This is a genomic window from Xenophilus azovorans DSM 13620 (assembly GCF_000745855.1).
Classification (GTDB): Bacteria; Pseudomonadota; Gammaproteobacteria; order Burkholderiales; family Burkholderiaceae_C; genus Xenophilus; species Xenophilus azovorans.
This window is the reverse complement of record NZ_JQKD01000017.1, coordinates 93,786-108,978: the sequence shown is the minus strand read 5'-3', so window position 1 is coordinate 108,978 and position 15,193 is coordinate 93,786. Positions and strand designations below refer to the sequence as shown.

The following is a 15,193-nucleotide window of genomic DNA, read 5'->3' as shown; positions in this document are numbered from 1 at the left end:
CTGCGAAGCGACTACAACAGAGCTATTTGGACTTCTGCTCAGGTCGGTCACCGAAGAAACGCCGATTGGCGGCTTCGGCAGCACGGCGGCAAAGTTCATCACCGACTTTTGTGCGATCTTCCTTGCATTGCCGTTGAATCTCCTTGATGCGCTCGGGATGCGCCGCGAGGAAATCCACGGTTTCCGAAGGTTGAGACGAGCCACATGCGGTCAGTGCGACGGTCAGCATCATTAGCATCACTCTGTTCATGATTCCAGTCCTTTCGTCGGATGGTTCAGGCATCGTCGGCAGCGTCGATACCGTCTGCCGAATCAATGAAGGCCACACGCTCGATGAACCGAGCCAGCATCTCGGACGGCTCCGCATCGCGGCGTAGCAGATAGGTCGTAAGCATGTATGGCTTGCCTGCCAAGCGGCGGGCCACGACACCCGGCTCGCGGCTGGAGGCGATATGCGCCTCGCCCGCTAGGCCCAAAGCCAGGCCAGCGGAAACCAGCGTCATCATCACGTCGAAGGTTGCCACGCGCTGCGCAATCAGCGGCTCCTGATCGAGCTTGCGCAGAAAACGATCGATCTGCCGCGCGTGGCCTTCGCAGACCGCCGGGTCGCCCAGTGCCAACGGATAGCGCAGCACTTCTTTCAGCGGAACCTGTTTGAAGGCGAGCACGGGATGGCGGGCTGGCACCGCTACCATCAGTTCATCTTCCCAAGCAGGTGTGACCAAGATACCATCGCCTCCATCCTCTGCCATCGAAAAACCTACGTCATACAGATCTTCATGCAAACCCTTGATCTGCAGCCCGAGCGGCACCTCAAACAGACGCATCTCAACTTCAGGGTCCTCTTCACGGCATCGCGCCAGCAAAGTTGACAATCGTGTGGGTGTTACACCATCAGACAAGGCAATGCGTAACTGGCCTAAAAATCCGTTGGTGGCAGACTTGACGCCATCACGGGCCTGATCCAATGCGGTAAAAATGCGCGGGACATGCTCCAAAAGCTGTCGCCCGGCACGGGTTAGTTGAGTGCTTCGGGTAGTACGAATGAATAAACGAGCACCAAGTTCCTCTTCTAATTCTTTGATAGTGCGTGAAAGTGGAGATTGGTCGATATGTAGTCGTTCAGCGGCGCGAGCGAAATGAAGTTCCTCCGCAACGATGAGAAAGCAGCGAAGATGTCGAAGCTCCATTGTGCTCACTCCACTTTAATTCGTCTAATTTCATTTGCGCGGCTAATTAATCAGCCTTTGCCAGAGTGCTGACAGCCAAACCCCCCCAGTCAGCAAAGTGGCTAACAGCACGGCAGCGCTTCCCATGTCCTTTGCACGCTTTGATAGCTCATGCCATTGAGGGCCAATACGATCAATCGCCGATTCCACAGCAGTATTGAGTAGCTCCACAATCATCAAAATAAGGATACTTCCTGAGAGAAGAGCGACTTCGACCCATCCCTGCCCCAACCAGAAGGCCAATGGGACCAACACAAAGGAAAATACTGACTCAAGTCTAAAGGCCGGCTCATTCCATCCAGCGCGCAATCCCTGAATTGAGTAATGGGACGCATGCCAAATTCTCAATATTCCTCGGCGAGATTTTTGTTTATTTTCGAATGCGGACATGGAATCAGCTGCGATTGTGTGTTTTTTATCTTTCATGAGAACAACTCTTATATATTCTTATCATCACAGCCAAAGAAAAAATCGAAATTCCTATCGTACTCACTTGTTTTAACCTGCATTAGCCCCAAGACAGACGAAAACAATGCGTCGTGATTCGCATAAGAGCGGGCTCGCTCACTCAAACAGCCAATATTCAGCCCTCGACTTTGAGTAAACGTTGAAGAGAACCACATAACCAAAGGAACACGAGTCTGCTCTTGTGGAGCAATCGCATAAGGCATGCCGTGCAGAAAAAGTCCCTTCTCGCCCAGGGATTCGCCGTGATCCGAGACGAATATCATAGCTGTGTCGTAGTCGGAAAGGCCCTGCAATTTTTTAATGACTTGGGTTAGGAAATGATCTGTGTAGAGAATAGCGTTGTCGTAGCTATTCACAATCTGTTCGCGGGTGCATTTCCCCATTTCCGGTGTGTCGCATGTTGGGATGAATTTTCGATACGCTGCTGGGTATCGTTGAAAGTAGCTGGGGCCATGATTTCCAAGCTGGTGCAAAAAAATCACACGATCACCGGGATTTTTGCGAGCCTGAGCTGGTAAGTCTTCAAGCAAAATCTCATCGAAACACCGACCATCAACGCATAAAGAGGAACTTTGTGCATTCCCTAGGCTTTGATATTCGAGACCATCGCACACCCCTTTGCAACCTGACTGGTTATCTCTCCATAAGGTGGTAATACCGGCGCGCTCCAGAACATGCAGTAAGGATTGGTGTGAGCGAATCTTGTCTTCATCGTAGTTTCGGCGACCAAAGGACGAGAACATGCAAGGCACAGAAACCTCGGTATTAGTTCCACAGGAGTGCATGTCGGAGAAATTGATCACACCCATCTGAGTCAATTGAGGCGTTGTTTCGCGTGCATAGCCGTTCAATCCCCAGTTTTGGGCGCGAGCCGTCTCGCCTACGACAAAGACTAATAAACGTGGCCGACTGCCTTCGGGCCTGACTGTTGCAACGGCATCAGCTCCAATGGGTATTTTTTCGGCGGACTGCGTGATAGAGGAACCTGTCAGTGCCTTCGGCAAACCCACCAGATAGTTTCCCGGTGTAATCAAGTATCGCACTTCGCGATGATTTCTCATCAGTGCGGACATGTCCTGAAATGACAGCATGACACCGCCCGAAATCATCAGTGTCGAAAACAGCATCAATCCCATACGCCACACGGTTGCTTTCAGCCAAGTACGCCCGAGCAATCGGATTCGCCAAAGAAAAATAATCGGAACTACTGCCAGTAGGCTTAGTGGAGCAATCAATGCAGGCGTCAGTAGCTCGCGACTTTCCTTGAAGTCTGTGGCTAGAACATTGCGCAACATGCTCGAATCGAGGTAGATATGAAAGCTGCGCATGTAATGTGTTGCGAGGGCAGAGGCAACAAAAAGCACCGCAAGTAAAACCTTGGCATTCCAGCGCCACACAACCAAACTCAACAGCAGACTGTGAATTCCCACCAGAAACAGCAGTACGGATGTACCCATGCGTAAGCTGGACTGGACGCCTAAGGCGCTACTCCAAAATAGACCATTGCAGGCTAGTGCAAAGAAAATACTGGTCATCAAGATCAGCCACTCGACGCTGCATTGTGGTCGCCAATGGCTTAGGTCCTTGAGGTTTGCAGTTCTGAATCGCGGCATCAGACCGAGAGCCTGTTTGAAAGTTCTCATGCTTGGAACCCCGATGAATAGACATCGCCTGAGCCATCAACAAACCAGCGTTGCCAGACCATGAAAAGACCCAAGGCAACGACCCAACAAATCAGGAGCGTCCACAAGTCATGGGAAAGGAAGTGGGCTCCGCGCACCTGCTGGGTCCATCCAAAGATGGCACCTATCATCAAACTTGCAGCCAAGGCCATCCAACGCCAGGCAGGACGAACCATCAAGGTAAAGAAATATAGGCTGACCCATGCATATCCGGCACTTGCATGCCCTGCGGGAAAGCACACACCGCGCGGCATACCGGGCGGGCGTGTTTCAAACAGGCCCACAAACACTCGCGCTCCGCCATAGCGCACCAAGTTCCAGGGGCAATCCATGTTAGTGAACGATTTCAGCGCCGAAACCGTCAGTGCCCCGATCAAGTACGCACAAAAAAGATACAGTAGCGGCCAGCGTAGGTATGCCGAGCATTTGTTGCTACGTTTTTTTCTCCAAGCCCAGATGCACGTTGCTGCAACCGCAATTGCCAGGAAGGTGGAAAGATTCTTCCCACCACGATGCAGCAGGTTGCTGGTTAGCCAGGCATCCCGCAAAGCCCATCGGCTGCCCTGCAAGCGATAGAGATGATCGGCGACCCAGAAGTCCCCACCGCCATCCATCAATAGACTGCTGATGATCAGCGCCGCACCCGCTGGTAGCGCTAAATGAGTGATTAAGAATCGAGGTGCGAATGGTGCGTTGGATAGTGGGGCGTTGCCCAGTAGTCGGGATTCATTGAGGGGCATCGGCATGTGCCTCCTTCGAATGCCACAGCGCATGCGCATCGATACGCACCAGTGCTGACGCTTGCAGCGCATCGATGCGAGCCTGTGCCTCACCGAGGCGTGTCTGGCGCAGGTTTCGCAACGTCAAGAGGTATTCGGCCAAGGGGGCCTCTCCCAGTTCCCAAGCTCGCCGCGTGCGGTTGCTGGCCGTGGTCTGCGCGGCCAGCGCCTGCGCGAATGACTGCCACTGCGTGCGCTTACTTTCAGCTGCCTGCGCGGCTAACCACGCACTTTGCTCCACCGCGCGCCGCACGCCGAGCGCCTCTGCCTCTGCGGCAGCTGCGTTGGCGCTTTCCGTGGCAGCCATTGCACTGCGATAGTCAGTGCCAAATGGCACCGTCAGGACAACGCCAATGACACGTTCCGTCCCACCGCGTTCAGACATCATCCGTACCCCGACTGTGGGGTCGGGCGTGCGGTTGGCGCGAGCTCGCTCGGCCACCTTGGCAAGGCGCGCTGCCTCTCCATCGGCAATGCCGATTTCGACGCTTTGTCGCACAATTCGCGCCAGCCACTCCTGTACCCCGCCCGGCAAAGGATCGGGATCTGGCAGCGTGGATGGCCGCGCGGGAATCTCAATGCCCGGGAACTCGATCACCATCGTTTGTCGTGCTGCCCGTTCTGCGTCGCGCGCAGCGCTAACCTGGGCTGCAAGCATCGCGCGTTCGGCTTGCAGAACGTCGCTGTCCCGCTGCGCTGCATCGCCCAGGGCCACGCGGCGGGCCATTGCTTCCTGCTCACGTCTAAGCAACTTTTCCTGAGCTTGCATCTCGTCGGCTACGACGAAACTGCGCAGCCATCCGGCCCAGACTTCCAACAGTCGCCTTGCCATTTGGTGCTCGGCATCTTCAAGGCGCATATCGGCCACCCTACGGGTGCGGCTGCCGATGTCCCGATCTATACGCGCCTTGTTTGGCAAGCGAACAGCACGGCTGAGCTGGATTTCCCATTCGTTGTAGCGACGCGCTTCGTTGGTCACGTTGCGACGTTGTAGGCCACTACTGAGTTCAAATTCGTGGCTACCGGCTTCAAGGGCGCTTTGCGTGGCGGCCGCCGCGTCCAAGCGAGCGGCTGCGGCATTCACGACCGGCTGGATTTTTATCGCCGCTTCGACTTGCGCCTGCGCAGGCAGCCACGAAAGATCATCGGCGCGCGCTTGCGCGGGATGAAATGTCAAAGCCGCGATAGCCACCATGACGGCACCAGTCGGTAGTACCAGGCTGCATCCTTTGTTTTTACTCGTCATACCAGTCTTCCACTTGCCAACACCGACTCCACCCACCAGCGGACATCGCTAGACGCGATGCGCTGGCGCAGATGCGCCAGGACCTGTTCCAGTTGTTCATATTCGATCAACACCCAAATGACGCGCCGATCCACACGGCCGCGAACCTTCTCGCGAATGGACGCGCGCGCGAAGTCGCCGGTATGCCCTTCGGCGTGCAACAGGGTGAACCCTGGCAGCACCGGGTCGGCCATCAGGGCATCGGCGACGGCGTCTTCGAGCGTGGGTGGAAACACCAGATTCAGGCGCACCAGTTGCGCTTCTTTCAATCCGTTCATGCGTGGACTCCTTGTTGTGAGGAGATGGCCTGGCCGAATCGCCGGTACAGCACCGGCAGCAGGACCAGGGTCAGCGCAGTGGAACTGACCAGTCCGCCAATCACCACGATGGCGAGTGGGCGCTGGATCTCAGAGCCAGGGCCACTGGCCAGCAGCAGGGGCACTAGGCCAAAGGCGGTGATGGAAGCCGTCATCAGCACGGGGCGCAACCGTCGCAGCGAACCTTCGCGCACCACCTGTTCCATGGGCAGGCCTAGCGCGTGCAGGTGGTTGAAGTGCGTCATCAGCACCAATCCGTTGAGCACGGCGATGCCCAGCAGCGCGATGAAGCCGACCGAAGCAGGCACCGACAGGTACTGCCCCGACAGCCACAGCGCCGCCACGCCGCCGACCATGGCAAACGGCACGTTGCCGAGGATGAGCGCGGCCTGCCGCACCGAGCCGAAGGTCATGAACAGCACGAAGAAAATCAGTCCCAGGGCCACCGGCACCACCATGCCAAGGCGGGCCGCTGCGCGTTGCTGGTTCTCGAACTGCCCACCCCATTCGACGCGGTAGCCGGGCGGCAGCGGCACGTCGCGCACCACGGCGGCGCGCGCTTCATCCACGAAGCCGACCAGATCGCGCCCACTCACGCTGGACTGGATCAGCGCGAAGCGCGAGCCGTTCTCGCGCCGCACCAGCACGGGGCCATCAGTGGTGGCGATGCGCGCCAGCGAGGTCAAGGGGATTTCGCCCTGATCGCCACGGGCGAGCTGCAAGTCCTTGAACCGCTCGGCCGATCCGCGCAGCCGGGCATCCCCGCGCACCACGATGGGCGTGCGCCTGTCCGGCTCGATCACCAGCCCGGCCGGCACGCCTTCGAGCTGCGCGCGCAGCTCGTCCTGAACCTGCGTCACGGCCAGTCCGGCGCGCCCCGCCGCCTGCGCATCCACCTTCACCTGCAGGTATTCCACGCTGTCGCTGGCCTGGGTGAGCACGTCGCGCGCACCGGGCACTTTCTCGATGCGAGCGGCCATGCGCTGCGCCAGATCGCCCAGCGTTTGCAGATCAGGGCCGAATAGCTTGACGGCCACGTCGCCCCGGCTGCCGGTGAGCATTTCCGAGATGCGCATCTCGATGGGCTGGGTAAAGCCGAATTCCAGGCCGGGGAAGGCATCCATCACCTTGCGTATCTCGGCACTCAACGCGTCCTTGTCGGCTGCATGCCAATCCTTGCGCGGTGCGAGCTGCATGAACAGGTCGGTTTCGTTCAGGCCCATCGGGTCGAGCCCCAGCTCGTCGGAGCCCACCCGCCCGATGCTGTGCCGCACCTCGGGCACCGCCGCACCGATGGCCTTCTGCACTGCCAGGTCAATCTCCAGCGAGCGCTGCAACCCGATGGACGGCGGCTTTTGCAGTTGCAGCAGGATATCGCCCTCGTCCATCGTCGGCATGAACGCCTTGCCCGTGCCGAGGTAGGCCACCACACCCAATGCCAGGGCCGCGATGGCGACCGCCGATGCGCGTAGCGGGTGGTGAAGCGCAGCCTCCAGCAGCGGTTGGTACAGGCGCGTGGCCCAGCGCATCACCCACGGCTCGGTGTGAGCGTGTTCCTTGAGCAGCAGCGAGGCCAGCACCGGCACCAGCGTGAGCGACAGCAGCAGCGAGACGCCCAGGGCGAATACGATGGTCAGCGCCACCGGCACAAACAGTTTGCCTTCCAACCCTTGCAGAGTGAGCAGGGGCATGAAGGTCAGACAGATGATGAGGATGCCCGAGGCCACAGGCATGGCGACCTCGCGCGCCGCGGCGAATATGCGGTGCAGGCGCGGCTGGTGCGCACTGGGCGCGTGCGGGTCGAGCCGACTGACGGCGTTTTCCACCACCACTACGGCAGCGTCCACCAGCATGCCGATGGCGATCGCGAGGCCCCCCAAGCTCATCAGGTTGGCGCTCATGCCGACCAGACGCATCAGCAAGAAGGTGCCCAGTGCCGCCAAAGGCACCATCACCGCCACAACCAGCGCGGCGCGAAGCTCGCCGAGGAACAGAAGCAGCAGGATAACGACCAGTACCGTCGCTTCCAGCAAGGCGCTTTCCACCGTGCCCACGGCGCGCTCGATCAGCGTGCTGCGGTCATAGAACGGCACCACCTTGACGCCGGGCGGCAGGCTGGGAGTCACCTCGTCCAGCCGGGCTCGAATGGCTTTGACCAGCGCCGAGGCATCGGCCCCGCGCAGCGCCACCACGATGCCTTCCACCGCTTCGCCCGCGCCGTCCCGGGTGACGGCGCCATATCGCGTCACGCCTTCGATGCGCACCTGGGCCACGTCGCCCAGGCGAACTGGGGCCGTACCATTGGCCCCCGCGCGCAGGATCAGACGGGATAAATCGTCCAAAGTGTGGATCGCGCCTTCGGCGCGCACGATCAGCGTGTCTTCGCCTGCATCCAGGCGGCCCGCACCGTCATTGCGGTTGTTGCGGCCGATCGCCGTGATGACATCAGAGAAGCTGAGGCCCGCAGCGGAAAGCCGTGCGCGATCCGGCACCACAGCAAAGCTCTTGGCTTCTCCACCCAGCACGTTGACATCAGCAACACCGGGCAGCGTGCGCAGGGCCGGGCGCAGCGTCCAGTCCAGTAGGGCGCGGCGCTCGCTCAACGTGAGGCCACCGCCTTCGATGGTGAACATGAACACGTCCGACAGCGGTGTCGAAATCGGCGCCAGCCCGCCGCTGACGCCTTCGGGCAGGCTGCCCGAAACGCCGGCATAGCGTTCAGCCACCTGCTGACGCGCCCAGTAGATGTCGCTGCCTTCGGCAAAGTCCAGCGTGATGTCGGCTATGGCGTACTTGGCCGTGGAGCGCAGCATCACGCCCCGCGGCACACCGAGCAACTCCATCTCCAGCGGCGTGATCACGCGCGACTCCACCTCCTCGGGCGTCATGCCAGGGGCCTTGATAATCAGCTTGACCTGCGTGGGGGAAATATCCGGATAGGCGTCGATCGGCAATTGCAGGAAGGCCGCCAGGCCCGCACCCGCCAAAGCCAGCACGCCAAGCAGTACCAGCGCACGTTGGCGCAGGGAAAATTCAATCAGACGGGACAACATGCGTGGTCGCCCCTCATTGCAATGGAATCATGGATTTAAGCAGTGCCGTACCGCGCACGACGACCTGCATGCCTGCCGCAAGCGGCGCAGTGTCTGGCGAGACGGCACGCACGGCGCTTGACGCCTCTGATTCGTCTTGCCCCAGCAGTCGCACCGGAACAGCGCGGACGCGTAGGTCGCCGTGCTTGTCTTGCGATGACGGCTCAGCAACGTAGACCACGTGGGCGCTGCCCGCTGGCAGCAGTGCGGACGATGGCACGCTCAAGGTGCCCTGCGGTGCTGGCAGCAACAGCGCGACACTGATCTGCTGCCCGGCCGCATAGCGGTCTGCCCCTGCCTGATCTGCATCGACGCGGGCACGTACCCGCAGGCTCTGACTACTGAGGTCAGTGTCGCCACCAACAGCCGTCACGCGAGCGATCGTGCCATCGGGAAGACGCACTTCCAAGCCTGGGTGGAGATCCGAGCGCCAGCGCAGCGGAACCGCGACGCTGACATCCAGCGGGCCAGGCTGAGCCACTATGAAGGCGATGTCGAGCGGCGCGACCGCCTGCCCGAGGCTCAGGTGACGACGCATCACCCGCCCGGACAAAGGCGCCAGCAATTCATACTCGCCGGCCTGCCCGCCGCTAACGGGTCGAAGCCGTGCGAGGGCGCCATTGGCCTCTTGCAACGTACTTTGCGCAGCCGCCGCGCGCGCCTGGGTTTGCTCGTTGCGCGTGGCTGGGATGATGCCCTCGGCCAAGAGCGTGGCATCGCGCCGGGCCTGCGCCGTAGCCACCGCCGCTTCGGTGCGGGCACGCGCCAGATCAGCCTGAGACGCCAGAACGTCCTTGCTCTGGATGCGCGCCAGTGCCTGACCTTGGCGCACTGCGGCGCCTTCATCGACCAGAACGCGCGTCACCACACCGCCATATGGCGCCACGACCTGCGCGCTAGCCGAGAGTGGTGCCACCGTCTGCGCGGGTAAGCTATCCAGCGGTATCACTGCAGCATCCTTGACGAGTGCGGTTTCCACACCCTGCGCGCGAAGCTGAGTGGCATTGAGGTGAACGCCGCCAGCGTTCGGTTGGGCGACAGCTTCGCTCGCGTCTTTATCGGCTACGGTTGTCTGCTGGGTTGCCCAAGCCCACCAGCCGTACCCTACGGCAGCCAGAACTGCCACACCGACGGCGGACAGGGCCAAGGTCTTGGTTCGGCTGGAGGTGCCCGCCGCTTTCAAGGTCGGGAAGCTCATGCTTGTGCCGCCCCAAATGACGTAGAGCAGAGTAGAGAGCACACAGCGCGAATTGAAAATTCGTCGCATATGAAGCGGTGCGCGAGGTTAATGAGGCGAAACATGCGGTCGATCTCTTGTAAAGATCAGCTCATGTTCTTCGGTGAAGCTTTGAGAAAGCTTTGGAGAAAGCGAAATTTTCTCTGTACGATCTATTCAGAAAAAAACCGCTTGTCTTGAGCCACAAGCTGCCGGTAAGTTGACTTCTCAGTCACTTGATCCGATAGCCAGGATAGCCAGCGGTTCGCTTTTTTGCCATCTCAAACATCGGGGCCATGCGCCATGGACATCAAGAATTCCGAATACCGTTTCAGTCCCTTGGTCATAGGCTTGCACTGGCTGACCGTGATTCTCATCATTGCGGTCTATGCGAGCATGGAATTGCGCGGACTGGCACCCAAGGGAGCCTTGAGAGACGCCATGAAGTCCTTGCACTACCTGCTGGGCCTCAGCGTTCTGGTGATCGTCGTGATCCGTATCGGGGTGCGCATCCAGGCGGGCGTGAAGCCCGCGATCCAACCACCCATGCCACGCTGGCAGGCCACGCTCGCCGATGGCATGCACTATGCGCTCTACAGCTTCATGCTCGCCATGCCGCTGCTCGGATGGCTCACCTTGAGTGCGGCGGGCAAGCCGATTGTTCTGTTTGGCTTGCCCGTTCCCTCTCTGATCGGCACCGACGTTGCTTTGTCGCGCCAACTCAAGGATGTCCATGAGGCGCTGGCGACATTGGGCTATGTCTTGATCGGATTGCATGCGATGGCGGCGCTGTTGCACCACTACGTCATGCGTGACAACACAGTGGTTCGCATGCTTCCCGGTCGACGCCCCTGACCTACTGGCCTCAGGCTGCTTTACATGAATTCGAATCTCCAATGACCAAATTTCACCACCGCGCCCACCCTGAAAGTCACCGCACTGAACATATCGGATGGCTGCGCGCCGCTGTTCTGGGTGCCAATGACGGCATCATTTCCACGGCCAGCCTAGTTGCAGGCGTGGCTGCTGCCCATGCAAGCCATGCCAGCATCATGACCACGGCCATCGCGGGGTTGGTAGCCGGCGCCATGTCCATGGCTGCAGGCGAGTTCGTGTCGGTCTATTCACAAGCTGATACGGAAAAGGCAGATCTGGCACGGGAACAAGATGAACTGAACCGTAGTCCGCATGCAGAGCATCGGGAACTGGCCGCCATCTACGTCCGGCGTGGCCTGGATCATCGGCTCGCGGATCAAGTCGCCACGCAGTTGATGGCACATGATGCGCTGGGCGCGCACGCGCGCGATGAACTGGGCATTTCTGAAACGCTGAGCGCTCGCCCGCTGCAAGCTGCAATGGCGTCCGCCGGGAGCTTCGCCGTGGGCGCGGCCATGCCGCTGGCTGTGGTTCTGCTGGCGCCAGAGCAGAGCCTGCTCTATTGGATCGTCGCGACGGCGATTGTCTTCCTGGCCCTGCTCGGCGCTGCGGCTGCTGCCGTGGGTGGTACGCCGCTCTTCAAAAGTGCGCTGCGCGTCGCGTTCTGGGGCACATTTGCCATGGCCGTGACAGCGGGCGTGGGAGCCATGTTCGGCACTGCGGTGTAGATCTGCGTCAATCTCAGAGCAGCGGTGGCCAAGGGCCAAGCCGCGCGGACAGCCGACCGTTGTCCAGTGAGAACGCCAGCGGCAGGTCTATGGCATGCGCGAGCGCCAGGGCCAGCGCCAGTCCCAGTCCAGCGTGATGCGCCGTGCCGCCTTCGGAATCCTTGCGCCAGAAGCGAAGGCCGAATTGATCTAGATCGGATGCCTGCAAATTGGGAGCTGTGTTAACGATGGTTAACATCCAGCCGGATGCCTCGAGCTCCAGCCTACATTGAATGTCGTCGCCTTCGGGCGCGTATTCAATGGCATTGCGCAAGAGGTTGGAGAGGATGCGTTCGATCACGCCCTGATCACTTTGCACCCATGCTGATTCAGGCAAAGTCACGCGGATGGGTGACTTGGGTGCCATTTTCTGGACGTTGAGTCCCGCCAGTAACTCTTGCAGCAAAGCTGTCAGATCCAGAGGATCCAGCGCCAGTGTGTGTTGGCCGGACTCAAGACGCGCCAACAACAGCAGAGTGTCCACACTGCGCTGCATGCGTGAACTGGCCTGGATCATTGCATTCAGGGCGCGCTGGATTCGGGCCGGGTCGGCATCGATCAAAGCGCTTTCTGCGCTGATGCGGATTTCCGCCAGGGGCGTGCGCAACTCGTGGGCCACATCGCGGGAGAAGCGGCGCTCGCGGACAATGGCCGCATACAGGTGATGCAAGCCCTGATTGAAGGCTTCGGCAAACGGACGCAGTTCACGGGGAAAGTCCGCTCCGATCCGCGCAATCGGCCGATCCGAACGCAGATCGGCCAGTTGCTCGCCGACCCGCTCCAGCATGACCACGATATGCCGAACCATGAGCAGCGCCAGGCCCGTCGCTAGCAGCGTTGCCAGCACAATACCGCCCAAGAGCGCAAAGTGGATGCGCCGCTCGGTTTGATCCCAATCCCGGCGTTCTGTTGCGACGACTAATAGCTGAGACCTCTCTCCAGTTACCGACACGCGCGTCGCCAGCGCGCGGCCCGCGTGGCCATCCGGAAGTGTCACGTCGTAATAGCGCGGGGTGCCTTGCTCCACCGGGCCAAGCGATAGCTCGGCGCCTGCACTGCTGGGAGACCGTAGCAAGGTCCGGTGGGTCTGTGAATCGAAGACCGTGAAGAACTCGGTATGCCCGCCATGCTCATATTCCGGCATGAGGCTTTCGAGCTTTCTCGCATCCAACTCCTGCAGCACGCGCCCCACCGCCGCTGATCGTTGCATCAGGGTGGTATCCATCCGTCGATAGATTTCGTGGTCAATCCAGTAGTCGAGGACGGGAAACAGGATCGCGAAGGTTCCTCCAATGCAGATCACCAAGCTGGCAGCCAGCCGCCGCTGCAAGGACCAGGATCCGCCTTGACTCGCATCAGAAAGGGCTTCGGAATCGGGACGTACCATCGTTCAGGGCAGGATGTAGCCGAAGCCACGGCGTGTCACGATCAGTTCATCCAGGCCGCACTGGGCAAGCTTGGTTCGCAAGGTGCTGACGATCACCTCTACCACTTTGTCCGATGCATCGCTGCGGCTGTCGTACAAATGTTCAAAAATCTGCGAGCGCGACAGCGTGGCGCCGCGCCGACGCAGCAGCAAGTCGAGCAGTCCATACTCCTTCGGCGTGAGCCCAAGATCAATGCACTTGAACCTCGCGATGCGCGAGCGCGGATCGACCTCCAGATCGCCGTGGCGCAGAACTGGAACGTCCCGTTGCGGCGGACGCCGTACTAGCGCCCGCAGGCGAGCCAGCAGTTCGGCTAGCTCGAAGGGTTTTGTCAGGTAGTCATCGGCACCCGCATCCAAGGCCCGCACCCGGTCGTCGAGCAGTTCGCGCGCGGAGAGCACCAACACCGGTGCGGCATGGGCCTCCCGGCTCAATGCGCGCAACACGCCAAAGCCGTCCAGCCGGGGTAGCATCAAGTCCAGAATGATGGCGTCGTACCGGTAGCTGGCAAGAAACTTCAGCGCGGACACGCCATCGGCTGCTGTATCGCAGGCATAGCCTTCCGACTGAAGGCTCTGGCTCAGGGCTTCGGCCAGCGTTTGCGAGTCTTCCACGATCAATATGCGCATATGCTTTCTTCCATTCAGCGCATCTCGAAAAGCTCTTGGTGGAACGCTTCCGGCTCCAACCCCTGGGCCAGCAGATCGGCGCGCAACGCGCGGCCGAAGGCCGTGGGGCCGCAGAACCAGACGCTGGCGTCTTTCCAACCCGGCACCATGGCACGCAGGCGCTCACCCGTCAGGCGACCGTCTTTCTTGTCGATGAACAGGTGTAGCGCAACGCCGGCCGCCTGGCTGTCAGCGCGCAGTTTCTCGATGGCCTGCGGATCAGCGTCGCTCGTCGGATGGAACAAATCGACGGGGCGTGCGTCTCGGCCTTTGTGCTGCGCCAGATACTTCATGCGCGCAATGAATGGGGTGATGCCGATGCCGGCGCCGATCCAGATCTGGCGGGCACGCCCGTCGTCGAAAGTGAAGCAGCCGTAAGGCCCCTCGACCGTTACCTGGTCGCCTACCCGTAGGCGCTCAGGCAGCCGGCGGGTGTGGTCGCCCAGCGCCTTGGTGATGAAGGTAATGCGCCGGTCTTCCGGCACCCAGGCTGAGGCTAGCGTGTAGGGGTGCGGGCCTTCTTTCGGGTTGGACATGGCGAAGGCAAACTGTCCGGGCCGGTGGCCGGGCCAGCCCGGGTCCATCCGCAGGGTGGTTTCCAGCACGTTCAGCGCAGGGTAGGTCTGCAGCGATTCGATGACACCGTGCGCGGTGCGCTGCGCACCGACTCGGCCCAGCAGCACCCACACCGCCGATACCGTGCCGCTCGCCAGCAGCATAGCCAAAGCCCAGCCCACGGGCTGGGCCCAGTAGGAGAACTGCACCAACACCAAGGTGTGGAAGGCCAGCACCAAGTAGATCGCTGCCATCCAGTGGTGCGTCTTGGCGAACAGCCGGTAGGGAAAGCGCTTAACCAAAGCCAGCACCAGTAGCACGGCGACGGCGTAGAAGGCCCATTCGCCCAAGTCCTCGGCCAGTCCACGCCAGCCACGCAGCGCCGATTCAATGGAGCCCATTGAATCGGCCGTTGCGCGGGGCTTGCGCGCGGGGCGCGTCAGCCAGCCCCAGCCTACGGCCCATTTAGTACCCTGCGCCCACAGCCAGTGTACTGTTGCAGCGGCCAGAGCAGCGATGCCGAGCCACTTGTGCAGGCGGTATATCTTGTCCAGTCCGTTCAAGCTGGGCTCCAGCCACGCCGGGCGCGTGGCCAACATCATCGCCACGGACATCGCGCCGATGGCCAGTACGCCGCTGTATTGAATCCATACCGTTCGCAGGGCGAAGTAGTTGGACTGTGCAGGCCAGAGCGTATCGGTAAAAAGCCATAAAGCGCTCAATGCCAGCGCAAAAAACCAGAACGTCCAAATTATTCTCTTCATCGTGGATTTGCCCCAAATTCTGCGGAAGGCGCATGCGGCACTGGTCGGAAACCATCAATCCATATACG

At 60.4% G+C, this 15,193-nt stretch carries 14 protein-coding genes; 2 read left to right on the top strand and 12 right to left on the bottom strand.

Annotated elements, in window-relative coordinates; all coding sequences use genetic code 11:
* Window positions 1-22: 22 nt before the first annotated feature.
* The 9 genes from Q392_RS31950 to Q392_RS31925 are packed head-to-tail and all read right to left on the bottom strand — an operon-like array spanning window position 23 to window position 10,050.
* Window positions 23-250, bottom strand: coding sequence for an EexN family lipoprotein (locus Q392_RS31950; protein ID WP_084217001.1), 228 nt, complete (start codon window positions 248-250; stop codon window positions 23-25).
* A gap of 25 nt (window positions 251-275) precedes the next feature.
* Window positions 276-1,190, bottom strand: coding sequence for a LysR family transcriptional regulator (locus Q392_RS11275; RefSeq protein ID WP_012204568.1), 915 nt, complete (start codon window positions 1,188-1,190; stop codon window positions 276-278).
* A 42-nt stretch (window positions 1,191-1,232) separates the two neighbouring features.
* On the bottom strand, window positions 1,233-1,655 hold the full coding sequence (locus Q392_RS31945; RefSeq protein ID WP_012204569.1) for a diacylglycerol kinase: 423 nt from the start codon (window positions 1,653-1,655) through the stop codon (window positions 1,233-1,235).
* Window positions 1,656-1,666: 11 nt separating this feature from the next.
* Entirely contained in the window at window positions 1,667-3,310 is a 1,644-nt protein-coding gene (locus tag Q392_RS31940; RefSeq protein ID WP_046984619.1) for a phosphoethanolamine transferase, read from the bottom strand.
* A 26-nt stretch (window positions 3,311-3,336) separates the two neighbouring features.
* A complete protein-coding gene (locus tag Q392_RS31935; protein ID WP_227472611.1) occupies window positions 3,337-4,125 on the bottom strand; it encodes a phosphatase PAP2 family protein in 789 nt (262 codons plus the stop codon).
* The gene (locus Q392_RS31930; RefSeq protein WP_245610698.1) at window positions 4,106-5,404 is read right to left on the bottom strand and encodes a TolC family protein; all 1,299 of its coding nucleotides are present in this window, start codon (window positions 5,402-5,404) and stop codon (window positions 4,106-4,108) included. Before Q392_RS31930 ends, Q392_RS31935 begins: the two co-directional genes overlap by 20 nt.
* On the bottom strand, window positions 5,401-5,721 hold the full coding sequence (locus tag Q392_RS11265; protein WP_038206542.1) for a DUF3240 family protein: 321 nt from the start codon (window positions 5,719-5,721) through the stop codon (window positions 5,401-5,403). Before Q392_RS11265 ends, Q392_RS31930 begins: the two co-directional genes overlap by 4 nt.
* Complete coding sequence (locus tag Q392_RS11260; RefSeq protein WP_035884267.1) at window positions 5,718-8,813, bottom strand: efflux RND transporter permease subunit; 3,096 nt, start codon at window positions 8,811-8,813, stop codon at window positions 5,718-5,720. The genes Q392_RS11265 and Q392_RS11260 overlap by 4 nt, the downstream gene beginning before the upstream one ends.
* 13 nt (window positions 8,814-8,826) lie before the next feature.
* Window positions 8,827-10,050 carry an efflux RND transporter periplasmic adaptor subunit gene (locus tag Q392_RS31925; protein ID WP_034690650.1) on the bottom strand — a complete coding sequence of 408 codons (1,224 nt, stop codon included), beginning with the start codon at window positions 10,048-10,050 and terminating at the stop codon, window positions 8,827-8,829.
* Between the two features lie 321 nt (window positions 10,051-10,371).
* Between Q392_RS31925 and Q392_RS11250 the strand changes: the two genes are divergently transcribed.
* A complete protein-coding gene (locus Q392_RS11250; protein WP_011517532.1) occupies window positions 10,372-10,923 on the top strand; it encodes a cytochrome b in 552 nt (183 codons plus the stop codon).
* 41 nt (window positions 10,924-10,964) lie between these two features.
* Window positions 10,965-11,672: a VIT1/CCC1 transporter family protein gene (locus tag Q392_RS11245; protein WP_035884269.1), complete on the top strand. Its 708-nt coding sequence runs from the start codon at window positions 10,965-10,967 to the stop codon at window positions 11,670-11,672.
* Between the two features lie 13 nt (window positions 11,673-11,685).
* Here the strand turns inward: Q392_RS11245 and Q392_RS11240 are convergent, their stop codons facing one another.
* The 3 genes from Q392_RS11240 to Q392_RS11230 are packed head-to-tail and all read right to left on the bottom strand — an operon-like array spanning window position 11,686 to window position 15,125.
* Window positions 11,686-13,041, bottom strand: coding sequence for a sensor histidine kinase (locus tag Q392_RS11240; protein ID WP_227472609.1), 1,356 nt, complete (start codon window positions 13,039-13,041; stop codon window positions 11,686-11,688).
* 60 nt (window positions 13,042-13,101) lie between these two features.
* Window positions 13,102-13,767, bottom strand: a complete 666-nt coding sequence (locus Q392_RS11235) for a response regulator transcription factor (RefSeq protein WP_038206528.1) — start codon at window positions 13,765-13,767, stop codon at window positions 13,102-13,104.
* A 14-nt stretch (window positions 13,768-13,781) separates the two neighbouring features.
* Window positions 13,782-15,125 (bottom strand): ferredoxin reductase family protein, encoded by a 1,344-nt coding sequence (locus Q392_RS11230; protein WP_038206526.1) that lies wholly within the window; start codon window positions 15,123-15,125, stop codon window positions 13,782-13,784.
* Window positions 15,126-15,193: the final 68 nt, after the last annotated feature.